19 protein-coding genes are annotated in these 23,195 nt (G+C 60.7%); all 19 read left to right on the forward strand.

Going from position 1 to position 23,195, the window contains the following annotated elements; translation table 11 throughout:
• The first annotated feature begins 316 nt into the window (after positions 1-316).
• A complete protein-coding gene (locus tag RQ593_RS07390) occupies positions 317-703 on the forward strand; it encodes a peptidase inhibitor family I36 protein (RefSeq protein WP_311450227.1) in 387 nt (128 codons plus the stop codon).
• 2 nt (positions 704-705) lie between these two features.
• Positions 706-1,542 (forward strand): chromosome partitioning protein ParA, encoded by an 837-nt coding sequence (locus RQ593_RS07395; RefSeq protein ID WP_311445799.1) that lies wholly within the window; start codon positions 706-708, stop codon positions 1,540-1,542.
• 198 nt (positions 1,543-1,740) lie between these two features.
• On the forward strand, positions 1,741-2,937 hold the full coding sequence (locus RQ593_RS07400) for a secretion protein HlyD (RefSeq protein WP_311450228.1): 1,197 nt from the start codon (positions 1,741-1,743) through the stop codon (positions 2,935-2,937).
• Between the two features lie 9 nt (positions 2,938-2,946).
• On the forward strand, positions 2,947-4,995 hold the full coding sequence (locus RQ593_RS07405) for an ATP-binding cassette domain-containing protein (protein ID WP_311450229.1): 2,049 nt from the start codon (positions 2,947-2,949) through the stop codon (positions 4,993-4,995).
• 404 nt (positions 4,996-5,399) lie between these two features.
• Complete coding sequence (locus RQ593_RS07410) at positions 5,400-6,755, forward strand: RIP metalloprotease (protein ID WP_294645127.1); 1,356 nt, start codon at positions 5,400-5,402, stop codon at positions 6,753-6,755.
• Between the two features lie 174 nt (positions 6,756-6,929).
• Positions 6,930-8,072, forward strand: coding sequence for a flavodoxin-dependent (E)-4-hydroxy-3-methylbut-2-enyl-diphosphate synthase (gene ispG / locus RQ593_RS07415; RefSeq protein ID WP_044142245.1), 1,143 nt, complete (start codon positions 6,930-6,932; stop codon positions 8,070-8,072).
• Between the two features lie 256 nt (positions 8,073-8,328).
• On the forward strand, positions 8,329-9,492 hold the full coding sequence (locus RQ593_RS07420) for a GNAT family N-acetyltransferase (RefSeq protein ID WP_311450230.1): 1,164 nt from the start codon (positions 8,329-8,331) through the stop codon (positions 9,490-9,492).
• Positions 9,493-9,603: 111 nt separating this feature from the next.
• Positions 9,604-11,436 (forward strand): proline--tRNA ligase, encoded by a 1,833-nt coding sequence (locus RQ593_RS07425; RefSeq protein ID WP_311450231.1) that lies wholly within the window; start codon positions 9,604-9,606, stop codon positions 11,434-11,436.
• Between the two features lie 139 nt (positions 11,437-11,575).
• Complete coding sequence (rimP, locus tag RQ593_RS07430; RefSeq protein ID WP_311450232.1) at positions 11,576-12,109, forward strand: ribosome assembly cofactor RimP; 534 nt, start codon at positions 11,576-11,578, stop codon at positions 12,107-12,109.
• A gap of 109 nt (positions 12,110-12,218) precedes the next feature.
• Positions 12,219-13,316 (forward strand): transcription termination factor NusA, encoded by a 1,098-nt coding sequence (nusA, locus tag RQ593_RS07435; RefSeq protein ID WP_049348874.1) that lies wholly within the window; start codon positions 12,219-12,221, stop codon positions 13,314-13,316.
• A 253-nt stretch (positions 13,317-13,569) separates the two neighbouring features.
• Positions 13,570-13,911 carry a YlxR family protein gene (locus tag RQ593_RS07440; RefSeq protein ID WP_311450233.1) on the forward strand — a complete coding sequence of 114 codons (342 nt, stop codon included), beginning with the start codon at positions 13,570-13,572 and terminating at the stop codon, positions 13,909-13,911.
• Positions 13,912-14,130: 219 nt separating this feature from the next.
• The gene (gene infB / locus RQ593_RS07445) at positions 14,131-16,983 is read left to right on the forward strand and encodes a translation initiation factor IF-2 (protein WP_294645134.1); all 2,853 of its coding nucleotides are present in this window, start codon (positions 14,131-14,133) and stop codon (positions 16,981-16,983) included.
• 170 nt (positions 16,984-17,153) lie between these two features.
• Positions 17,154-17,594 carry a 30S ribosome-binding factor RbfA gene (gene rbfA, locus RQ593_RS07450; RefSeq protein ID WP_070832699.1) on the forward strand — a complete coding sequence of 147 codons (441 nt, stop codon included), beginning with the start codon at positions 17,154-17,156 and terminating at the stop codon, positions 17,592-17,594.
• A complete protein-coding gene (gene truB / locus RQ593_RS07455) occupies positions 17,595-18,692 on the forward strand; it encodes a tRNA pseudouridine(55) synthase TruB (RefSeq protein ID WP_296545165.1) in 1,098 nt (365 codons plus the stop codon).
• A 201-nt stretch (positions 18,693-18,893) separates the two neighbouring features.
• The gene (locus tag RQ593_RS07460; RefSeq protein ID WP_070832696.1) at positions 18,894-19,604 is read left to right on the forward strand and encodes a DUF4345 domain-containing protein; all 711 of its coding nucleotides are present in this window, start codon (positions 18,894-18,896) and stop codon (positions 19,602-19,604) included.
• A gap of 286 nt (positions 19,605-19,890) precedes the next feature.
• Positions 19,891-20,907, forward strand: a complete 1,017-nt coding sequence (locus RQ593_RS07465) for a bifunctional riboflavin kinase/FAD synthetase (RefSeq protein ID WP_070687911.1) — start codon at positions 19,891-19,893, stop codon at positions 20,905-20,907.
• Positions 20,908-21,076: 169 nt separating this feature from the next.
• Positions 21,077-21,535 (forward strand): S-ribosylhomocysteine lyase, encoded by a 459-nt coding sequence (locus RQ593_RS07470; RefSeq protein ID WP_005507094.1) that lies wholly within the window; start codon positions 21,077-21,079, stop codon positions 21,533-21,535.
• Positions 21,535-22,428: a 5'-methylthioadenosine/S-adenosylhomocysteine nucleosidase gene (mtnN, locus tag RQ593_RS07475; protein ID WP_311450234.1), complete on the forward strand. Its 894-nt coding sequence runs from the start codon at positions 21,535-21,537 to the stop codon at positions 22,426-22,428. Before RQ593_RS07470 ends, mtnN begins: the two co-directional genes overlap by 1 nt.
• A gap of 248 nt (positions 22,429-22,676) precedes the next feature.
• Positions 22,677-23,015 (forward strand): hypothetical protein, encoded by a 339-nt coding sequence (locus RQ593_RS07480; RefSeq protein ID WP_303980059.1) that lies wholly within the window; start codon positions 22,677-22,679, stop codon positions 23,013-23,015.
• Positions 23,016-23,195 lie beyond the last annotated feature (180 nt).

The following is a 23,195-nucleotide window of genomic DNA, read 5'->3' on the forward strand; positions in this document are numbered from 1 at the left end:
AGGTGGCGCGCCGTGTTTTCCGGATGCGCCCTCAGGGTGTCACACGGACGCTCTCCGTAGCGAAGCGAGGAGAGGGCGGAGCGTCCGGGTGACGGGTGCCCCTGCGTAGGCGCGGAGGAAATATGCGGCGTGACTCCCCACAATTGATAAAACGTTGCCGTTAGTTCTGAATAAAATTACCCTTACGAGAAAAAAGCTATTGACTTGGGTGCTTAAAACTATCTATAATCCAAGAACAGTGTTCAGTAAGTTGTTATTGCTGAAGTTCTGTATTTTCGAATTTCCATACTAAATGGATTATCTAACAAGGAGGACTATGATGTCTCTGAAGAAGGTTTTGGCAAGTGCTGCTGTGCTTGCCGCGAGTGCTGGTAGCATCGTTGCTGTTGCCCCGGTAGCTCAGGCTACTGACTATCCGGGTGTTTGGAATTGCCCTGCTAGCCACGTCTGCATCTGGGAGCATTCCGATTTTCGTGGTGTCAAGGACACTATTAGCGGTTACCACTCGTACGCCAATGTTTCTGCGTATATGCATGACCGCGGTTCCTCGTGGATGAACGCGAACTACTACCGTAATGAATGGCTCGGTGAGTGGTCTCATGGACGTAAGCTCCTTGGTTCTTACCTTCCTCCTCAGTATCGTGGTACTAACCTGGTCCACGATAACTTCAATGATCGTGTTGACTTCGTTATGTGGGGATAAAAATGAAAAAGCTATGGGCCCCCGGCGTTTTCCTTTCTACCGGATTCCTTCTTGCGGGTTGCGCTGGGGGCACTAGCTCAACGCAATCAACTCCGTCTTCAGACGCTCAACAAAATATTTCTGCTGCTGCCAGTGTTGACAAACAGGCTACTGAAAAAGTGGATTCAATGATTTCCACTTCTGATAATGTTGAGCGCGCTTATCAGCATCTTGCATCGGAATGTATGGTATCCAAGGGTTACCCTGACAGGAAGACCTATTACATGGTTGAAACGTTTCCTGTGAGGAGCTTGTTTTCTCCGCAGCCTCTAAGCGTGGAATATGCTAGAAATTCTGGCTATCCCAGCCCTACCCCTCCGTCTCGTTATGCTTCTTTGGAAGGCTCGATAAACATGACAGAGCAAGAAGGAAAAGCATATTACGGAGATAACGGAAAGGGCGGCTGTCGAGAAGAAGCTGAGCTGAAACTATATGGCTCTGAAACTTTGGCAGGGACGCAGGAAGAAGTTACCAGGAAACTAATGCCCTATATTCGTGCTTCTGTATCTAACGGAGCATACTCGTCACTGGACGAGGAATGGGCACGTTGTATGGCTGAACGTGGGTATACCTATTCAAGTTCAGATATTGCATATGACGCTGTTCAGGGAACGCCCACTGAACAGCAAACTGCGATTGATGATGCAACGTGTCGCGAAAAAATTAACTTCGAGGAAAAAACTGGGCAGGTACTAGATGCCTATATGACCACGTTCCTCGAAAAAGAACAGGGCCTCATCGAACAGGTAACCACCGCCAAGAAAACTGCTGAAGAGAACGCACGAAAGATTCTGAGCTAATCCTCCGGACTAATCAGACCGGACTAACCAGGAACAGGCGTACAGAGTAGCTACAACAGTTACACCTCGTCACAGCGTATTGTGCCCGGCACGTATCCCCGTGCCGGGCACAAACTAACCCCACACGGCATCGCCGCCCCTAAGCCCAAACGGCACAGACAATAGCGTTCCCGTACGCGCACCCAAAGAAGGGACACCATGAGCGCCACCCCCACCCGCCAGAAGAAAACCCTCTGGCTCTACGGCATTATCGCCCTGCTTCTCATCATCACCGTGGGTACGCTCATCAGCGCCCAAAACATCAAAACCACTGCCCAAAAAGACGCGGAAGCGGCACCCCCGGACCCCTCCACCATCACCGCCACGGTCACCCGCGAGAAACTGCGCACCACTGTGCCCCTGACCTGCACCGCGAACTACGCCACCTCAACCCCGCTACGCTACAGCGGCGAAGGACAGTACACCGCAATCACCATCAAACACGGTGACACCGTCGGCAACGGCACCCTCATCGCAGAAGTTAACGGTGAACCGCTCATCACCCTCACCGGCGGTTTCGCGCTCTACCGCGACCTCAAACTCGACGACAGCGGCCCCGACGCCGCACTCCTCAACGAGGCACTGACCGCCATGGGACGTCAGGGTCCGCAGCCTGCACGAATCACCGAAGACACCTACGAGGCTCTCAACAACCTCCTCGACAGCCTCGGTTACGCGCACGTCAAGACTGACCAGCCTATTCCCGCCCGCTACTTCCTTATCATCAACCGTGCCGGAGTTGTCACCGGCAACCCCCGTGCAACCGGCGCTATCGCAGATGGTCCCGTAGCCACCATCGCCGAAGGTAGCAAGACCCTCAGCTGCACCGGAACCACCGGTAGGCTCACCCCCGAAGCCCGTAGCGGTCAGAAGGTAACCGTGCCCTCCCTCGGTGATACTGAGTACGTAGCAACCCTCGGATACAGGAACACCACCGAAGCCGCCGGTGCCGCAGGCAACAGCCAGGCTGGCCGTAGCACCCAGCCCAATGGCGCAGAAGGCGCGGCTGGCTCCAACCTCAAGGGCGCAGCCGGTGCGGCAGGAAGCACCGAAGGGGAACGCATCCTCACCCTCAACGTAGGGGATAAGGCGGACAGCCTCCGAGGCGCCGTCAACGCGGAACTCACCCTCGAAGAAACCCCCGAAGCGCACCTGGTCGTGCCCTCATCGGCGCTCTACACCCGTGACGGACAGACCCGAGTCATCGTGCTCGGCCCCGAAAGCTCCAACGGATCGAAGGCACGTGAAGAACGCGAGGTAACCGTTACCGTCATCAGCAACGCCAACGGCAAGAACGCCGTCACCGGTGACCTGCATGAAGGCGACAGCGTCAAAATCATGCGCGAGAAAAAGTAGGGAGTAGCCATGACTGACTCCCGCGCCGCTCACGCGCACCCACCAGCCTATAGCGTCGATATTCAGGGAGTGTCCCAGCACTTTATGCAGGGTGACACTCGAATTGACGTGCTCAAAAATATTGACCTGAAAGTCCGCTACGGAGAAGTCGTTGCCATCCTGGGACCGTCCGGTAGCGGCAAATCAACCCTGCTGAACATCCTCGGTCTGCTCAGCACGCCCGCCTCCGGAAGCTACCTGCTGGACGGTACAGACACCGCAACCTTCAACGCGGCACAGCGAGCTGAAGCGCGCCTGGACAGCATCGGTTTCGTCTTCCAGGCGTTCCACCTCATCGAGCATAAGAACGTGTACCGCAACGTTGAGCTACCGCTCATCTACCGTGGCGTGCCCAAAGCGGAGCGAGCGCAACGGGTTGCGGATACTCTCGCCCTGCTGGGGCTGAGCCACCGAACGGATGCGCCCATCACCACTCTCTCCGGCGGTGAAAAGCAACGTGTGGCTATTGCGCGTGCGCTCATCGGGGAACCGGCGTTGCTGCTCTGCGATGAGCCGACCGGCTCGCTAGATGAAGAGCTCACCCGTGAAGTGATTGACCTGCTCCGCGAATGTACGGGCGATCAGCAAAGCACGATTGTGATTACCCACGACCCGCTCGTGGCGGAGCACTGCGACCGGGTGCTGCGCATGCACGAGGGGCAACTCATCGAGCAGAAGGCGCCGCGACAGGAAGAAGCGACTGCCCCTGCGTCTCTGCGCCAGCCTAGCTTTACTGAGGAACAAGCCTCTAAGCCGCAGGGGAGCGGGCGTGCACCCTGGGCGCTCGCCTCCCTCAAAGAAGCGTGGGACGCTACCGTTCACCGGGTGAGGCGCAATATCTTCACCATGCTTGGTGTGGTTCTGGGTATCGCTTCGCTTGTGCTGACCGTTGGTCTGACCGCCACCATTTCTGGGCAGCTGGCGGACAGCTTCGACATTTTTAGGGCTAAGCACCTGACGATTAGCTCTACCCGAACCGAAGCCATGAGCCGGGCTGAACTTCTGAGCCTAGCGGCAAGTGAGAATTACCGGCGTGTTAGTCAGCTGAACGGAGTGACCGGTACCGCGCTGGTGGACCAGCTGGATGAATCCGCCGATATTCAGCGCGGCCCCGACAACTTTGGCGAGCGCGGTGCTAACGTGACGGCTGCCGTCCTTGCGGCAACGCCCAGCATCTTTAGCGTGCAGGGCCACGAGCTGGTGTGGGGTCGCACCTTCGATGAGGGACACGTGGAGCGTAACGATAAGGTTGTGGTGCTCAGCGAAAGCGTGATGCGCCAGCTCGCGCTGCCCTATAGCCCCGGGGTCACGGTTTATATTCACGATGAGCCGTACACCGTTATCGGCGTGGTGCGGGAGAATCCCTCGCTGACTCTGTCGTACGGTTCGGTCTACCTGCCTCTGGGCGCGAAGCCTGGTGCCGATGCTGAAGCAGCACAGCCCGCTGCCGGTGGTGGTGGCGCGGCAGCCCAGACCGGTAAGCGTTCCACTCAGATTGTGGTGAGCACTGTTGCAGGTGCCGCAAACCAGATTGCGGAGGAAGCACCGTACGCGCTCTCGCCGGAACGCCCCGCGCTGTATAGCGTGAGTGTTCCGCCGGAACCGAAGACCCTGCGTGAAGCCGTCGACCAGCAGCAGCGCACCATGCTTCTTGCCATGAGTGTTATTACCCTCGTGATTGGTGCGATGGGCATTATGAATACGTTCCTGGTCGCGGTGATGGAGCGTCGCCGTGAGGTGGGTTTGCGTCTGGCTATTGGTATGCGCCCTTCGGGTATTCTGCTGCAGTTCTCGGCGGAGGCGCTGCTGACCGGTATCCTGGGCGCTGTGGCTGGTATTGTGCTGGCGGTTAACGGCATCTCGATTGTGTCTTTGATGAACCGCTGGACGCCGATTATTAGTGCTGACACTATCCTGCTGGGTTTGGGTGCTGGCGCGCTGGTTGGTGTGTTGGCTGGTCTGTACCCGGCGGCGAAGGCTTCGCGTATTGATCCGGCGCAGACCCTGGCGGCAGGCTAGCCGCGTTGAGTCGGTGTTGAGGGGCGGTGTTCGTCCTCGCCCCGCTGGTGGGGATGGCACGCCGCATGTTTCCTCCGCGCCTACGCAGGGGCACCCGTCACCCGGACGCTCCGCTTTCTCCTTGCTTCGCTGCGGAGAGCGTCCGTGTGACACCCTGAGGGCGCATCCGGAAAACACGGCGCGCCACCTCCGGTAGCCTAGCGTTCGCGGAGGGGCGGTGTCGTCCGAAGTGACATCAGGGTGCCCGAAGCGAAGCGAGGGCGGGTGCCCGTGTAGGAACGAGGACGAACACCGCCCCTTTTATCGTCCCCATCCAGCCCCTCCAGAAAGCGGGGGAGGGCGCCTTCACAGGCTAAGCGAGTATCCTAGAAGCTTCGTATCCCCGAACCGAAACGAGAAAAAGCGTGGAAATCCTGCTGTACGCTGTGGGCATTATCCTCATGGCAATCGCTATTGCCGTCTCGATTGCCCTGCACGAGGTGGGGCATCTGGTGCCCGCGAAGCTGTTCAATGTGCGCGTCCCGCAGTACATGATTGGCTTCGGTAAGACCGTGTTCTCTTTCCGCCGCGGCGAGACTGAGTACGGTTTCAAGGCGATCCCGTTGGGCGGCTACATTTCGATGATTGGCATGTACCCGCCGAGCCCTGCTGAGGTGAAGGAACACCATGAGGAGGGTCATTCGGGGAGTACGAGCCCGTTCGCATCCCTGGCTGAGGAGGCTCGTGCGGCGGATGCTGAGCGCCTGAAGCCCGGCGATGAGGACCGCCTGTTCTATAAGTTGCCGGTGCTCAAGCGCATGGTGATTATGCTGGGTGGCCCGACGATGAACCTGCTGATTGGTGTGGTGTGTACTGCTGTGCTGATTTGTGGTTTTGGTACGGCGCAGGTGACGAATAAGGTGTCGGCGGTGTCTGAGTGCGTGCCGAGCGTGAATGTTACTCATGATTCGATTAGCTATGGCGAGTGTACGGATAAGTCCACTCCGTCGCCTGCGAAGGCTGCTGGTGTGCGGGTGGGTGACCGTGTGGTTGCTGTGAATGGTGCGTCGACGGGTTCGTGGGAGGCTGTGTCTTCGGCGATTCGTGCGGCGGGTTCTCACCCGAGCACTTTGACGGTGGAGCGTAATGGTCAGCGTCTGGATTTGTCGGTGACTCCGGTTGAGATGATCCGCCCGGTTTCTGATGGTAAGGGCCAGTATGCGCGTGCTGCGGATGGTTCGATTGCGACGACTCGTGGCGGTTTTGTGGGTGTTTCGCCGTCGAGTGAGTTGGTGCCTGGTTCTATTACTGAGGTGCCTGCGATGGTGGGCGATACGCTCTCGCGTGTGGGTTCGTCGATGTTGTCGTTGCCGCAGCGTGTGTGGGAGTTGACGGTGACTTTGGTGACTGGTGGTGAGCGTAGTGTTGAGTCGCCGGTGTCTGTGGTTGGTGTGAGTCGTATTGCCGGTGAGGTGACGGCTACCGACCGCATCGACGTGAAGTCGAAGGCCGCGATGCTTGTCTCGTTGGTGGCGAATATGAACCTGATGCTTTTCGCGTTCAACCTGATTCCGCTGCTGCCCCTGGACGGCGGCCACGTGCTGGGCGCCCTCTGGGAGGGCGTACGCCGCTTCTTCGCGCGCCTGACCAGGCGTAAGGATCCGGGCCCGTTCGACCCGGTGAAGCTTCTGCCGCTGACCTACGTGGTGGCGGGCGCGTTCATCCTGATGTCGGTGGTGCTGATTATCGCCGATGTCGTCAAACCGATCACCCTTTTCTAAGGGGGATGTTTCGCTCTCTTCGCACTGCCTCAAAGATGTGATGTTACGCGCGGTAAGGGTACCCGTATTAGTGGTTTCTTTCGCGTCAGTGGCACAATAAAAAGCTGAAAGAAAGACGCATAACCGTCTTTCACAACTCATGTATGGAGGAAAACCTTGTCGGTCAGCCTTGGTATGCCGAAGCCCGCTCCCGCGGTTCTGTCGCCGCGCCGTAAAACCCGCCAGTTCAAGGTGGGCTCCGTGGGTGTTGGCTCTGAATCTCCGATTTCTGTGCAGTCGATGACGACCACGAAGACCCACGACATTGGCGCGACCCTGCAGCAGATTGCGGAGCTGACCGCTGCCGGCTGCGATATTGTGCGTGTGGCGTGCCCGACCGATAAGGACGCGGAGGCTCTGCCGATTATTGCGAAGCAGTCCCGCATTCCGGTGATTGCTGACATCCACTTCCAGCCGAAGTACGTGTATGCGGCTATTCAGGCTGGTTGCGGTGCTGTGCGTGTGAACCCGGGTAATATCCGTAAGTTCGACGACCAGGTGAAGGAAATCGCTCAGATGGCTTCGGACCACGGCGTTTCTCTGCGTATTGGTGTGAATGCTGGTTCGCTGGATAAGCGTCTGCTGGAGAAGTACGGTAAGGCTACTCCGGAGGCTCTGGTGGAGTCTGCTGTGTGGGAGGCTTCGCTCTTTGAGGAGCACGGTTTCCGTGATTTCAAGATTTCTGTGAAGCATAACGACCCTGTGGTGATGGTGGAGGCGTACCGTCAGCTGGCTGAGCGCGGTGACTGGCCCCTGCACCTGGGTGTGACTGAGGCTGGTCCGGCGTTCCAGGGCACTATTAAGAGCTCGGTGGCGTTCGGTACTCTGCTGTCTCAGGGTATTGGTGACACCATTCGCGTGTCGCTGTCTGCTCCTCCTGTTGAGGAGGTGAAGGTGGGTACCAAGATCCTGGAGTCGCTGAACCTTCGCCCCCGCAAGCTGGACATCGTCTCCTGCCCCTCCTGCGGTCGTGCGCAGGTGAACGTGTGGGAGCTCGCCGAGAACGTGACTAAGGGCCTGGAGCACATGAAGGTTCCGCTGCGTGTTGCCGTGATGGGCTGCGTGGTGAACGGTCCGGGTGAGGCTCGTGAGGCTGACCTGGGTGTGGCGTCCGGTAACGGTAAGGGCCAGATTTTCGTGAAGGGTGAGGTCATTAAGACTGTGCCCGAGGATCAGATCGTTGAGACTCTGATTGAAGAGGCAACCCGCATTGCCGCCGAGATGGAGGCTTCGGGCGAGTACGTTCCCGAGGGTTCCCCGGCTGTTTCGGTGAGCTAGTTAGCTTTGTGCGCGGAGGCGCCCTGGTGAGGGGCGCCTCCGCGTTTTCCGGTTATGGTGGTGGCAGGCCCGGTGCTTGTCGCCGCTGATTGTGGCCGCCTGAATCGGTTGCCGTTTGGGGTGCGCCCCGTACTGTCACTCATCTGTCTATCGCTCAACTCCTATCACTCAACACAGCATGCTTAATCTTTTATCTTCTCTTCGCCCAAGTTCTTTCCGCGCTAAATCCAAGCGCGGCAGGCGGGCTGTTTCGTCGATGGATTCTTCCCCTATGCCTGATCGCGTGAAGGAACACGTGTTTGCTCTGGATGCTCGGTGGTGCGATGAGCTGGAGGACGTCCTGTTCAGCGACCCGGTCCCGAACCTGTACCCCATTGAGCACTATTTGGCGTGCCCTCTTCCGGTGAAGGCGCCGCGTATTCCGCTGCACTACTATCAGGGTTTCGTGGGCTGTGAGCGTGACGGTCAGCTGTGCTGTGTGCTGTTGCTGGGCTCGAACGTGGTTCCGGTGCGCCTGTGCGGTGCCGCTATTGAACATGTCGCAGTTGAGCATGGTGAGCATGATGCGGATTCTCGTGATGGTGAAGCGCTGGATGCCCCCACCCTGGATGCTACGGCGCTCGCGCATCGTGACGCCCTGGCTCAGCTGCTGCTGCAGGTGGGTTCTCGCCTGGATTCCATGTTCGGTGAGAGTGCCTTCGTGATGCCCCTGTGGACGCGCATGCAGGAGTTGTGCGAGCAGACTCGGGACGGTAAAGCCCCGGTCCCGCTGTTGCAGATGCTGCAGCCGAGCCTGCGTGATGGGTGCGATCATCGTGCGCGGGTTCTGTCGGAGCGCCCCGTACAGCCGCTGCTGTACCTGCCGCCGGAGAAGGACCTCGCCCGCTTCTATGAGGCGGAGCTTCCTGAACTGCCGGAGCACCTGCCTGCGCCCCTCAAACCTGCCGAAGCCTCCGCCGGAGCTTTTCAACTCATCGGGGAGCCTGCCGGGTATGCGCGCCTCGCCACTTCCGCCGACCTGGGGGAACTGCTACCCGCCGCAGCCGCAATGTTCACTGAGGAGGTCGGCTTCGACCCGATTGCCCGCTACGGTGACGGCTACGCGGCGCGCCTGCGCACGCTCATTGCAGGTCAGCGTTGCGCCATTGTCACCGATGTGAACGGTCGCGTCATCTTCAAGGCGGATGCGGGCATCGTGAACCTGGACGCCGCGCAGGTGCAGGGCGTGTGGCTACACCCGGACTACCGCGGCTACGGGCTGGCTAAGCCGTTCTTCGCCGCCGCCGCGCAGATTCTACAACGCCACTACCCGCATTTGAGCCTGTACGTGAACGACTACAACGCCCGCGCGCTCGCCATGTACCGGGGGACCGGTTGGGAGCAGATTGGGCAGTTCTCGACTATCATTTTCGAGCGCTAAACACGCCGAACCCTAAAACGCTATAAACTTAAAGACGACTGTGCCTATTTACGGCTCACCCGGTGAGCCGCGGGCACCCCACCTAAACCTATCGACCTTTCAAGGAGAATCGTGGTACTTCGCCTTTCCAACCTCTTCGTGCGCACTCTGCGCGAGGACCCCGTAGATGCCGAGGTCGCCAGCCACAAGCTGCTGGTCCGCGCCGGTTACATCCGCCGCGCAGCCCCCGGCGTGTACACCTGGCTGCCTCTGGGCCTGAAGGTACTGCGCAAGGTCGAGAACATCATCCGTGAAGAGATGGACGCTATTGGCGCGCAGGAAGTTCACTTCCCCGCACTGCTGCCCCGCGAGCCCTACGAGGCAACTAACCGCTGGGACGAGTACGGCGATAACCTCTTCCGCCTCAAGGACCGTAAGGGTGCAGACATGCTGCTGGCGCCCACCCACGAGGAAATGTTCACCCTGCTGGTGAAGGACCTGTACTCCTCCTACAAGGACCTGCCGGTCTACCTGTACCAGATTCAGACCAAGTACCGCGATGAGGCGCGCCCCCGCGCGGGTCTGCTGCGCGGCCGCGAGTTCGTCATGAAGGACTCCTACTCCTTCAACATTGACGATGAGGGCCTGAACGAGGCGTACATGGCGCACCGCGCCGCATACCAGCGCATCTTCGAGCGCCTGGGTCTGGAGATCGTCATTGTGACCGCACAGTCCGGCGCAATGGGCGGCTCCCGCAGTGAAGAGTTCCTGCACCCGACCCCCATCGGTGAGGACACCTTCGTGCGTTCGGCTGGCGGCTACGCTGCGAACGTTGAGGCCGTAACCACCGTGGTTCCCGAGGAAATCGAAATTACCGAGGACACCCCGGCGGCAGTTATCCTGGACACCCCCGACTCCGCCACCATTGAGACCCTGGTGGAGCGCATGAACGAACTGCACACCGAGGTGACCGGCGGCGCCATCGAGGCTTCGCAGACCCTCAAGTGCTTCCTGGGCACCGTCATCACCCCCTCCGGCGAGCGTAAGGTCTTCGCCGTGGGCGTTCCCGGCGACCGTGCCGTGGACCTGGGCCGCGTTGAGGTCAACATCGGCGCCCTGCTGGGCATCGGCGGCGAGGTTGAGGTTGAAGCAGCCAGCGAAGAGGACCTGAAGGCGTTCCCGCAGCTGGTCAAGGGCTACATTGGCCCCGGTCTGAGCCTGGACGCACCCCTGCTCGGTGCGCACACCGAGGATGAGGATGCGGTAGCTTCCGCAACCGGCATTCCCTTCTTCGTTGACCCCCGCGTGGTGCGCGGTACCCGCTGGGTCACCGGCGCAAACGAAGAGGGCAAGCACGTGGCGAACCTGGTCTTCGGCCGCGACTTCACCGCCGACGGCGTTATCGAGGCGTGCGAGGTGCGCGAAGGCGACCCGGCACCGGACGGCTCCGGCGAGCTGGTGGCAGCCCGCGGTATCGAGATGGGCCACATCTTCGCCCTGGGCCGCAAGTACGCTGAGGCGTTGGGCCTGAAGGTTCTGGACCAGAACGGCAAGCTGCAGACCGTGACCATGGGCTCCTACGGCGTGGGCGTGACCCGCGCACTTGCCGCTATCGCCGAGGGCAACCACGACGAGAAGGGCCTGATCTGGCCGCGTAACCTGGCGCCCGCAGACATTCACATCGTCGTCACCGGCAAGGACGCAGCATCCCACGAGTACGCTGAAGAGCTCAGCGCATCCCTGGAATCCGCTGGCCTGCAGGTCATGCTGGACGACCGCCCGAAGACCAGCCCCGGCGTGAAGTTCGGCGACGCCGAGCTGCTGGGCGTGCCCACCATCCTGGTGATTGGTCGCGGCTTCAAGGACGGCGTGCTCGAGCTGAAGGACCGCCGTAGCGGTGAGGCTCGCGAGGTGTCCGTTGAGAACGCGGTGGCTGAGGTCATCGCAGAGGTCAAGGGGGCGTAATCGTGGCATACAAGCCGAAGCGTTCTGGCTCTAAGAAGAGCGCCCCGAATGCGCGCGCTCGCCGTGCCGCATCCCGAGTGGCGAACGGTGTGAACACTTCCGTACTCGCGCTGAGCGTGAGCCCGTGGTGGAGGCACCGGTGCGCGTGGGTACCCGCGCGATCCGTGAGGAGGAGGTTGCCGAGGCGATTGCCCCGGTCATCTCCGAGTTCTCGCTGGTGCTGGAGGGCCTGAAGATTTCGGGTCCGGCGGCGAACCGCACCGTGAAGATTACGGTGGACTACACCGCGGAGCGTACCGATTCGCTGTCGCTGGATTCTCTGGCGGAGATTTCCGGTGCGATTTCGAGCGCGCTGGACCGCGCGGATGAGAACGACGAGTTCTTCCCGTACGAGCTGGAGGTGTCCTCGCCCGGCGCTACCCGCGCCCTGACCGAGCGCCGCCACTGGGAGCGTGCCCGCACCCGCCTGATTGCGGTGACCGCACCCGACGGCACTGAGTATCTGGCGCGTCTGCACGAGGTGCAGGATGAGGGTCCGGTGCTGGCTCGTAAGAAGAACACGAAGAAGGGTCAGAAGGAGTCGTACCACGAGCCGTCTTTGCTTCCGTGGGAAAATATTGCTTCTGCTCACGTCGAGATTGACTTCAATTCGCCTGCTGAGCCGGTAGAATAGAGTTATTAAAGCTTCAGGCACGGGGTGCTCCGTGCCAGGTATATACCGTTCGGGAGCCGGGGCGCGGAGAGCGTCCCGGCGCCGTGCTAACTGGGAAAGGCTGAAAAGCGTGGAGGATATTAAAACTATTGACCTGGGCGCACTGCGCGCATTGGCGAAGCAGCGCTCTCTCGTCATGGAGGAGCTCTTCACCCTGGTTGAGAACGCCCTGCTGCTCGCGTACATGAAGCAGCCCGGCGCTATTAAGGGCTCTCGTGCCGTCATCGACCGTACTACCGGTGAGTTCGTCATTCTGGCTCCTGAGCTTGATGAGGACAACCAGAAGATTGACGAGTTCGACGATACCCCGAACAACTTTGGCCGTATCGCTGCCGCAACCGTCCGTCAGGTGCTGTCGCAGCGTCTGCGTGACGCTGAGGACGCATCCGTTCTGGGCGAGTTCAAGGACCGTGAGGGCACTCTGGTGTCCGGCGTGATTCAGCAGGGCAACAACCCGCGTATGGTTCAGGTTGACCTGGGCACCGTTGAGGCTGTTCTGCCCAGCAACGAGCAGGTTCCCGGCGAGAAGTACCCGCACGGTACCCGCCTGCGCGCCTACCTGGTGGAGGCTCGCCGCGGTCCTAAGGGTCCCTCGATTGTGGTTTCTCGTTCGCACCCGAACCTGGTTCTGCGCCTGTTCGAGCACGAGGTTCCCGAGATTTCTGAGGGCCTGGTGTCCATTAACTCCATCGCCCGTGAAGCTGGTCACCGCTCCAAGATTGCTGTGTCCGCGAAGAACCCGACCATTAACGCGAAGGGTGCGTGCATCGGCGATATGGGTGCCCGCGTGCGTGCGGTTGCAGCCGAGCTGAACGACGAGAAGATTGATATTGTCGACTACTCGACCGATCCGGCAACCTTCATCGCTGCGGCGCTGTCCCCGGCTAAGGTCACCGAGGTTATTATTGCGAACCCGCGCGAGTACTCCGCTCGTGCCGTGGTTCCCGACGATCAGCTGTCCCTGGCTATTGGCCGTGAGGGTCAGAACGCACGCCTGGCTGCGAAGCTGACCGGCTGGCGTATCGACATTCTCTCCGAGTCCAAGTACGCTCAGGTTCGTGCTGAGGAAGAGGTTGCGGCTCGCGTGGCTCGTAGCCTGGCTGAAGAAGCTTCCGCTGAGAAGGCAATTGAAGAAGCTGCAGAAGAGTCCGCACAGGACGCTGAATAAGCATTAGCCCCGGTGAGGGGCGTATCCCGCGGCATATCCTTTTGATGCAGGCGCAAGATATCGGGCAGGTACGTGCTCGGTGTTCTTGCGCCTGCGTCACAGTTTTGCCCATGATTCTTAAAAACGGGATACACTATTAAGATGTGCCGGTGTGTAACCGGGCGCTTTAACGCGCCCTCGCACACACCGGATAGAGCATCACGAATGCACCGCGAACACGGTTCTGCACACACGCTAGAGAGGGGAGAGGACCATGAGCAATCACGACCTCACCGCAACCTCCGAAGCGTTTGAAGGACCGGTCCGCACCTGCATCGGATGCCGTGCCCGCGATGAACAGCGCAACCTGTTGCGCATCGCCCGCACACCCGTCACGTCTGCTACCGAGCAGGCGGACACCCCGCCCTATCAGCCCGATGTGGCGGGAACTATGCCCGGACGAGGCGCTTGGATCCATCCGAGCGAAAAGTGCGTAGCCGCTCTGCAGAAGAAGAACGGCCTGGCGCGCGCCTTCAAAAAAGCGGTCCCTGTAGCCCAGCTGCAGGCGTGCTGCGAGCAGATTCGAGCCGTGATTGCGGACTCGACCCCCTCGTAGACGCTTTTCGGGCATATGCCCTCTGTAAGTCAACGAGTTTGACGACTTCTTATCTGAAAGCGAGTCAGAAAACTGATGGATATCTAATGAGTGCCGCGAAATGAGTACCCTTTCGTGCTCACCCACCGGCAATTTCACGAATTGGCGCGCCTTCGGGCGTGTACCCCGTAAACATTAGTGTCCGCACCATTCCCGGTGCGGACCGGGAATGGAGAAAATTTGGCTCAGCCTCGAGTACACGAGTTTGCTAAAGAGGTAGGCGTACCTTCCAAGGAAGTTATCGCCAAGCTCAAGGATATGGGCGAGTTCGTTAAGAGCTCCTCTTCCACCCTGAACCCCATGGTTCTGAAGAAGCTGCGCGCGGAATTCCCCGCCGCAGCCGCTAAGCCTGCCGCAAAGGCAGCAGCTCCCGCAGAGTCGGCAGCTAAGCCGGCTCCCAAGCCTGCAGCGGCTAAGCCCGCCGCTAAGCCTGCGGCAGCTCCCAAGCCCGCAGCGGCAAAGCCTGCCGCTAAGCCGGCACCCAGGCCTGCAGCTAAGCCCGCAGCAGCTGAGAGCGCAGCTCCCAAGCCTGCAGCCGCTAAGCCCGCCGCAAAGCCGGCAGCAGCACCCAAGCCCGGCGGCCCCCGCCCGGGTAACAACCCCTTCGCATCCCAGCAGGGCATGGCACGCCCCGAGGCTGCACCGAAGCCGGCAGCACCCAAGCCTGCCGCTCCGAAGCCCGGCCCCAAGCCCGGTCCTCGCCCCGGCAACAACCCCTTCGCATCCCAGCAGGGTATGAAGCGTGGCGGTGGCGACTCCCAGCGTTCCGGCGGTCCCCGTCCGGCACGTAACGGTCGTCCCGGTGGCAACGGTGGCGCACGCCCCGGCGGCAATGGCGGTCCCCGCCCCGCAGGTGGCGCACGTCCCGGTGGCAACGGTGGTCCCCGCCCGGCAGGTGGCGCACGTCCCGGTGCACCCCGTCCGGCTGGTGGCGGCGCACGCCCGAACCCCTCGATGATGCCCAAGGTTTCCAACGTTGGTGGCGGCGCGTCCGGTTCCAACAACGGCGGCGGTAACGGCGGCGGCGGCGCACGTCGCGGCGGCGGTTCCGGCGGCTTCAACCGCGGTCCGGGTCGTCCCGGCCCCGGCGGTCGCGGCAATGCACAGGGTGCATTCGGTCGCGGCGGCTCCAAGCGTAAGGGCCGCAAGTCCAAGGCAGCTCGCCGCCATGAGCAGGAGCAGCTGAACGCACCGGCACCCGGTGGCGTGGTTGTTCCTCGCGGCGACGGCTCGACCGAGATTCGTCTGCGCCGCGGCGCGTCCATCATGGACTTCGCTGAGAAGATTGGCGCAAACCCGGCATCGCTGATTACGGTTCTCTTCCACCTGGGTGAGATGGCTACCCAGACTCAGTCCCTGGACGAGGAGACCTTCGAGCTGCTGGGTGCCGAACTGGGCTACGTCATCAAGATCGTTTCCCCGGAGGATGAGGAGCGCGAGCTGCTCGAGTCCTTCGACATTAACCTCGAAGCCGAAGCGGAAGCTGAGGGCGAGGATGTTCTGGAGGTTCGTCCCCCGGTCGTTACCGTCATGGGTCACGTTGACCACGGTAAGACCCGCCTGCTGGACGCTATCCGTAACACCAACGTCATTGAGGGTGAGGCCGGCGGCATTACCCAGCACATTGGTGCATACCAGGTCCACACCACCGTTGAGGGTGAAGACCGCGCGATTACCTTCATCGATACCCCCGGTCACGAGGCGTTCACCGCTATGCGTGCCCGTGGTGCGAAGGTCACCGACGTGGCGATCCTCGTGGTCGCAGCGGATGACGGCGTTATGCCCCAGACCGTTGAAGCACTGAACCACGCACAGGCAGCTAACGTGCCGATTGTGGTTGCTGTGAACAAGATTGATAAGGAAGGCGCGTCCCCGGACAAGATTCGTGGCCAGCTGACCGAGTACGGTCTGATCCCCGAAGAGTACGGTGGCGACACCATGTTCGTGGACGTCTCTGCTCGCAACGGCACCAACATTGACGAGCTGCTTGAGGCTGTCACCCTGACCGCTGACGTACTCGAACTGACCGCTAACCCGAACAAGGAAGCACGCGGCGTTGCAATTGAAGCAAACCTGGACAAGGGCCGCGGTGCGGTTTCCACCGTCCTGGTTCAGTCCGGTACCCTGCACGTCGGTGACGCTATTGTTGCCGGTGTTGCTCACGGTCGTGTTCGTGCAATGTTCGATGAGAACGGTCAGGCTGTGAAGGAAGCTGGCCCGTCCCGCCCCGTTCAGGTGCTGGGTCTGTCCACCGTTCCTCGTGCAGGCGACACCTTCCTCTCCACCGAGGAAGAGCGTACCGCTCGTCAGATCGCTGAGAAGCGTGAGGCTGCTGATCGTAACGCTCAGCTGGCTAAGCGTCGTAAGCGCGTGACCCTCGAGTCCTTCGACGCCGCTGTGGCTGAGGGCAAGATGGACACCCTGAACCTGATTATTAAGGGTGACGTCTCCGGTGCTGTGGAAGCACTGGAAGAGTCCCTGATGAAGATCGACGCCGGTGGCGACGAGGTTCAGCTGCGCGTCATCCACCGCGGTGTGGGTGCTATTACCCAGAACGACGTGAACCTGGCAACCGTGGACAACGCGGTGATCATTGGCTTCAACGTCCGCCCGGCAGAGCGCGTTGCAGAACTTGCAGACCGCGAAGGCGTCGAGATGAAGTTCTACTCGGTCATCTACCGTGCGATTGAGGAAATTGAGCAGGCCGTCAAGGGTATGCTCAAGCCCGAGTACGAGGAAGTGGAGCTCGGCTCCGCAGAGATCCGCGAGGTCTTCCGCTCCTCCAAGTGGGGCAACATCGCAGGTTCGATTGTCAAGAACGGCATCATCAAGCGCAACGCCAAGGCACGCCTGGTGCGCGACGGTTCCGTGGTGGCAGACAACCTCACCATCGAGTCGCTGCGTCGTTTCAAGGACGACGCTACCGAGGTTCGCGAAGGTTTCGAGTGTGGTATTGGCCTCGGCTCCTTCAACGACATCAAGGAAGGCGACATTATCGAGACTTGGGAGATGCGCGAAAAGCCGCGTGTCTAAGACTCACACGCTGATGCGCCCGTCACCCGCTAGTGTTCCCGCACCCGCAGGCTCCTAAAACGAGCCGGCGGGGCGGACGCTGGCGGGGCGGGCGCTTCCGCATTACCTGGAACGCCTCCGCAACACCCCGAGTGTTCGCGGAAGCACCACGAGATTTCAAGGAGAAACACATGGCTGATGCAGCCCGCGCGGCACGACTTGCCGACCGCATCAAGGTAATTGTGGCGAAGGCGCTGGAGCGTCGCGTTAAGGATCCCCGCCTCGGTTTTGTGACTATTACCGACGCCCGCGTGACCAACGACCTGCAGCACGCAACCCTCTACTACACCGTGTTCGGCTCCGAAGAGGACGCCGCAAACACCAAGAAGGCGCTGGAATCCGCTAAGGGTATTCTGCGCTCCGAAGTGGGTAAGAACATTACTGCCCGCCTGACCCCCACCCTGACTTTCGTCGCTGACGAGGTTCCCGAGAACGCCTTCCACATTGAGGCGCTTCTGCGTGAGACCCGTGAGCGCGACGCCAAGCTGGCAGCCGCTGCCGAGGGCGCCGAGTACGCTGGTGAGGCTGACCCCTACAAGAAGGATGAGCCTGCCGAGGGTGAGGACGCCTAAGTGGCGAAGAAGCAACCTCAGGGCCCATCCGGCCTGATGGTCATTGATAAGCCCGCCGGGATGAGCAGCCACGACGCAGTCTCTCAGATGCGTCGTATTGCTGGCACCCGGCGGGTTGGTCACGCCGGTACGCTGGATCCAGCCGCGACCGGCGTGCTGATTTTGGGCATCAATAAGGCGACGAAGCTGCTGACCTACCTAGTCGGTCAGGATAAAACCTATGACGCGACGATTCGCCTGGGCATTGAGACGCTGACCGAGGACGCCGAGGGTGAGCACACTGCCGCCCACCCGGACGCCGTTGAGGCACTGACCGGTTTGGGTGCTGAGCAGATGCGTGCGCGCATCCTGGAGGCTGTGGCGCAGTTGAGCGGCGATATTCTGCAGGTTCCTTCTGCGGTGTCCGCTATCAAGATTAACGGTGTTCGCTCGTATGCGCGTGTGCGTAGCGGTGAGCAGGTTGAGTTGGCGGCGCGTCCGGTGACGATTAGCGAGTTCACGGTACATTCTGTGACTCCCGGTTTTGCCGAGTATGTCATCGAGGACCCCGAGAACGAGGGCGAGCACGCGGCAACCTCGGTTCCCGTGATTGACTGCGAGGTGACGGTCTCGTGTTCCTCTGGCACCTATATTCGTGCCCTGGCGCGTGATTTGGGCAAGATTCTGGGCACCGGCGGTCACCTGACGGCTCTTCGCCGTACCCGCGTGGGTGCTGTGGTGCTTGAGGATGCCGCCGATTTGGCGCAGCTGAAGCAGCGCCGTGAAGAGTCGGAGGCACCTCTGGAAGATTTGCCGTTGCTACCCCTGGAGGAGGCGGCACGCCGCATCTTCGGTGCGCGTGAGCTCACGGCAGCGGAGGCGAGCGATATTTCCTATGGCCGCCGTATTAGCCCCAGCGGCGACGGTTCCGTGGTGAAGCGTTCCGTGCACGCGAGCGCGGATGAGTCCGGCGCGGTGCAGCACGCCAGCGTTGAGGGTATTGTGGCGGGTTTCGCCCCGGACGGTACCCTGGTCGCCCTGCTGGAGAACAAGAAGCAGCGCGGGAAGGTGCAGGCCGCCCCGGTGCTGGTTTTTGAGGCGAATCGTTCCTTCAATTAGGCGTTGAGGGCTTATGATGGGCGAAGAGGGTTCGGTGTTTGCGCCTACCCAAAGCTGATTGCCTAAACCTGAATCCTTCAATCCTGATTGATTCAGCGTCCTATTGAATGTGCGCCCTATTCATTCAACGCGCTAACTGATACAACCCTGAACACACAAGACAACTCGTGCGGGTGCCCCGGCCCTGCTGAAGGAGAGAAGATGAGCGAGAACCAGAGCTCCGCTAAGAAGGCGAGTGAGCCTCGTACCGCGCCGGTACCGCGCGTAGAGTCTGCGCAGGCTGAAACTGCTGCGAAGGCGGGTACTGCTAAGCCTGCTGAGTCCACTATCTCTGCGGCGAAGGCACCCGAGGGTGTTCGCGTGAGCGCACCGGCTGCCGGTGATAAGGCGTCGCAGAAGGCGGCTAAGAAGGCTGAGAAGAAGGCAACCCGCGAGGCGTTTGCCCGCCCCAAGAGCATTGAGGAGGCGGCTAAGCCTCAGAACCGTGCGGCGTTCCGTGCGGCGGTGGCGCTGTACGGTCTGTTCATGATTGCGTACGGTGTGTGGCAGGTTCTGGGCGGTGTCCGCGTGATTCCGGATGCGCCTCAGGACTTTGCGAACCCCTCGGTGCAGTCGAACTACGTGTTCTTCGCGGCAACCTATGTGGGTGTGGGCCTGTCCTTCGTGTTCATCGCCTTGAAGTTCAAGTGGGTGAACATGCTCGCGTTCTCCTGCCTGGTGGTTTTCCTGGGCGGCGTGGGTCGTATCCTGTCGTGGGCGTTCTTCGGCACCCCGCACTGGTCGCTGATTGTGCTGATGGTGACTGAGCTGGTGATTCCGCCCTGCCTGCTGGTCTGGTACGGCTGGATTAACAAGTCCAATAAGATTCGCGAGGAGATGCTGAAGGCTTCTCGTAACCAGGCTCGTAAGTAGTCGTAACGCCCGGGGAGGTTCCTGCCGCACGGTGGGGTGCCTACCCGGGCTTTTTTCTGGGCGAGTGCTGCGCATGGATTTTCCAGGTGCGGAGGCTGCACAGTTGCGAGTCAGATACCCCCTCCGTACCCGCCAGATACCCCCGCCGCACCAACCAAAGCTAGGGGAGGAGCTACCGCCTGCGAGGGGCACCGTCCCATTCCCTGTTGAATCCCGTTTTGAATTCTGCATCCTGCCGCCTGTGGTCTAGGATGGATAGGTACATTTATCTTTTTCAGGAGAGCCCGTGACCCTCTACACCGCTTTGAGCGAGGTCCCCGCCGGCTACGGCCCCTCGGTCGTGACCATCGGCAATTTTGACGGCGTGCACCGTGGACATGCCCGCGTGATTTCGCGCGTGGTCTCCCTTGCTGAAGAGCACGGTTTGAGCTCTATCGCGGTCTCTTTTGACCCGCACCCGATGCAGGTGCACCGCCCCGAGGTGACCCACCACGACATCATGGGTCAGGGCTCGCGCCGCTACTTCATGTGCCTGCTGGGCCTGAACGACTACCTGCTGCTGAACTACAACCTGGAGTTCGCTGCGCAGACCCCCGAAGAGTTCGTGAAGACCACCTTCGTGGATGCGCTGAACGCGCGTTTCGTGGTCATTGGTGACGACGTGCGCTTTGGCAAGAACAACTCCGGCGACCTGAACACCATGCGTGAGCTGGGGGAGAAGTACGGCTTCGAGGTCGTGGTCGTTGAGGACCTGATGGTGGATGAGAACACCCGCTGCTCCTCGACCCGCATCCGCCAGCTGCTGTTGGAGGGCGATATGCCCGCCGCAACCGAGCTGCTGGGCCGCCACCACATGATGGCTGGTGAGGTTGTGCACGGTCTGGCGCGTGGCCGCGAGCTGGGCTTCCCGACCGCGAACCTTGAGCTTGAGGCGCGCGGCCTGATTCCCGCCGACGGCGTGTACGCCGGCTGGCTCGTGGATGAACACGGTAACCGTCACCCCTCCGCTATTTCGGTGGGTACCAACCCGACCTTTGACGGTATTGAGCACCGCCAGGTTGAGGCGCACGTGATTGACCGTCCCGAGGAGCGCGTGGAGGATTTCAACCTGTACGGTCAGCGTGTGCTCATTGAGTTCGTGAAGCGTCTGCGTCCGATGGTGGCGTACACCGGTGTTGAGGCGCTGATTGAGCAGATTAACGATGACGTGGTGCAGACCCGCGAGGTGCTGGCTGAGGATGCGAAGAACTACTGTCCGCCGGAGTGCCCGGTACAGGCGGAAGTGAAGCATCCTCATCTCTAGAGCAACAGCCTGCGCTCATAGCTTTTGCCTTTAACGGCTTTGAAGCCCCGACGGCAGATTTTCGGATCTGCCGCGGGGCCTTTGCGTACCCGCCCCTATGCGCCGGAGCGGCTACCTGCTGCATGGCACCCCTGTTTTAGTCGCCCCGGTTTTAAGAGAAGATAGAGTCATGGAAAAAATGAACGTCGAATCCTTCAACCTCGACCACCGCGCCGTAGCAGCACCCTACGTGCGTATCGCGGACCGTAAGGTTCTGCCCGGTGGCGACACCCTCATCAAGTACGATATCCGCTTCACCCAGCCGAACACCGCGCACCTGGAAATGCCGACCGTGCACTCCATCGAGCATCTGAGCGCCGAGCACATGCGCAACCACACCGACCGTTTGATTGATTTCTCCCCGATGGGTTGCCAGACCGGTTTCTACGCGCTGACCCTGGGCTTGGAGCCCGAGGAGTTCTTCCCGATTCTGGAGGCAACCCTCAACGATATCCTGAACGCTACCGAGGTTCCGGCGGCGAACGAGGTGCAGTGCGGTTGGGGCGCTAACCACACCCTCGAGGGTGCGCAGGCTGCGGCTCGCGAGTTCCTCGCGGCACGCGATGAGTGGGCGCAGGTGATGGCGTAATGAGCGCACAGATTCCTGACGCTTTCGCATCCGCCTTCAACCCGGTGGACTTTGACCCGAACGCTTTCGATCCGGCTGAGGCATTCAACAGCATGTTTGAGCTGATGGACGGCATGTCCAACGCCATCATCATTCAGGTGGCAATGGATGAGGAGCTCGCACCCTTCCTGAAGGTGACCGAGGAGCTGCAGCCGTCCTTCACCGAGGGCGCCGCAGTATTCCACCCGAGTTACCTGCAGGTGGGTGAGGACCAGGTTCCGCTGCTGCTGGTTCGTTCCAAGATTGGTCTGGTGAACGCGGCGAGCGCCGTCACCGAGGCGATCAGCTACTCCTCGAACTGCTTGGGCGTCATCAGCGCAGGTACCGCCGGCGGTTTGGCTCGCGGCATTAACGTGGGCGACGTGCTGATTGGCGAGAACTACACCTACACTGACGCCGACGCGACCGCGTTCGGTTACGCGCGCGGCCAGGTTCCGGGCATGCCCGAAAGCTACGACGGCCAGGCGGACGAGTGGCAGGATGCTCTGGAGCATGCGCTCGCCGCACTGGAACCGGTACGTGAGCAGGCTGAGAGCGCGTGGGAGGTGCGCCGCGGCCAGATGCTGGCGGGCAACTCCTTCGTAACCGCCCACAACGTGAAGGACACCCGCGAGGCGTTCGAGGGCGCCATCAGCACCGACATGGAGACCACCGCTATTGCGCAGGTCTGCCACAACTACGAGATTCCGTTTATCGGAGTGCGTTGCGTGTCTGATCTGTGCGGCCCGGAGGCTGACCAGGACTTCCACCTGGCGATGGATATTGTGGCTCCTCGTTCGGCTCGTTACGCTCTGCAGCTGGCTGCTGAGCTGTGGACCGAAGCGCAGCTGGAGGCGCTGGACCTGGCTCTCTAAAGATCTGGCGCTCTAAAGATTTAGAGCATGCGGCCAGATGTGAGCTCGCGTTGAGAAGTGCCGGGGCGTGAACCTGAATGGTTTGCGTCCCGGCATTTTTGTGCCGGTTTTTTCGTAGCGGTCTTTTTACGCCGGTTTTTGTACGCCACTCTTTCTGCCGCCCGGCACCTTGATGGACCCGGCCCGCGAGACATGCAGAAATATTAATCGCGGTGAATATACATTCTGTGTGTCGTGGAGTACTATGAATGTGGAAACTAATCGCTCTCACAGAGGAGTACGTCGTGAAGGTCTGTCCGACTCTCGCCTCCGTCACCGGTCTGCTCGGTGGCTACAAGGTTGCATCTAGCACCGGCATCCGCCCGCTCGGTGGCGCTGTCCTGGCACTGTGCGGTGCCGTGGCTTACAAGAATTGGAAGCGTAAGGCTGGCGCAGGCCGTGCTACCTTCCTCACCGCTCTCTACCTCGGCGCGTTCGGCGCCGCTCATCCGCTCGCCAAGAAGCTTGGCGCGTGGCCTGCAGTCTACACCGTGACTGCTGTAACCGCTCTGTCCTCTATCGTCATTGGACGTAAGCGACAGAAGTAGTCTTTGACACAAAGACGGCGGAAAGGCAACGTTGCCTTCCCGCCGTCTTTTGTATTCCCACCCACCGTGCAGGCTGGGTGGGAATGCGCCGGGGCGATGCGCGAAGGCAACACCTTCTGCACAACGCCCCATCACTCGATGGGGAGTAAACCAATCGGTGCCCTACCAGGACAACACCTG

It is taken from the genome of uncultured Rothia sp., from assembly GCF_963507905.1.
In the GTDB taxonomy this organism is placed as follows: Bacteria; Actinomycetota; Actinomycetes; order Actinomycetales; family Micrococcaceae; genus Rothia.

What these genes read in the sequence shown, in the direction of transcription:
- RQ593_RS07400 (WP_311450228.1), top strand. Translation starts at nt 1,741, where the DNA reads ATGAGCGCCACCCCCACCCGCCAGAAGAAAACCCTCTGGCTCTACGGC.
- RQ593_RS07480 (WP_303980059.1), top strand. Translation starts at nt 22,677, where the DNA reads ATGTGGAAACTAATCGCTCTCACAGAGGAGTACGTCGTGAAGGTCTGT.
- mtnN (WP_311450234.1), top strand. Translation starts at nt 21,535, where the DNA reads ATGAGCGCACAGATTCCTGACGCTTTCGCATCCGCCTTCAACCCGGTG.
- RQ593_RS07395 (WP_311445799.1), top strand. Translation starts at nt 706, where the DNA reads ATGAAAAAGCTATGGGCCCCCGGCGTTTTCCTTTCTACCGGATTCCTT.
- rbfA (WP_070832699.1), top strand. Translation starts at nt 17,154, where the DNA reads ATGGCTGATGCAGCCCGCGCGGCACGACTTGCCGACCGCATCAAGGTA.
- RQ593_RS07390 (WP_311450227.1), top strand. Translation starts at nt 317, where the DNA reads ATGATGTCTCTGAAGAAGGTTTTGGCAAGTGCTGCTGTGCTTGCCGCG.
- RQ593_RS07460 (WP_070832696.1), top strand. Translation starts at nt 18,894, where the DNA reads ATGAGCGAGAACCAGAGCTCCGCTAAGAAGGCGAGTGAGCCTCGTACC.
- RQ593_RS07405 (WP_311450229.1), top strand. Translation starts at nt 2,947, where the DNA reads ATGACTGACTCCCGCGCCGCTCACGCGCACCCACCAGCCTATAGCGTC.
- ispG (WP_044142245.1), top strand. Translation starts at nt 6,930, where the DNA reads ATGCCGAAGCCCGCTCCCGCGGTTCTGTCGCCGCGCCGTAAAACCCGC.
- RQ593_RS07470 (WP_005507094.1), top strand. Translation starts at nt 21,077, where the DNA reads ATGGAAAAAATGAACGTCGAATCCTTCAACCTCGACCACCGCGCCGTA.
- RQ593_RS07420 (WP_311450230.1), top strand. Translation starts at nt 8,329, where the DNA reads ATGGATTCTTCCCCTATGCCTGATCGCGTGAAGGAACACGTGTTTGCT.
- RQ593_RS07440 (WP_311450233.1), top strand. Translation starts at nt 13,570, where the DNA reads ATGAGCAATCACGACCTCACCGCAACCTCCGAAGCGTTTGAAGGACCG.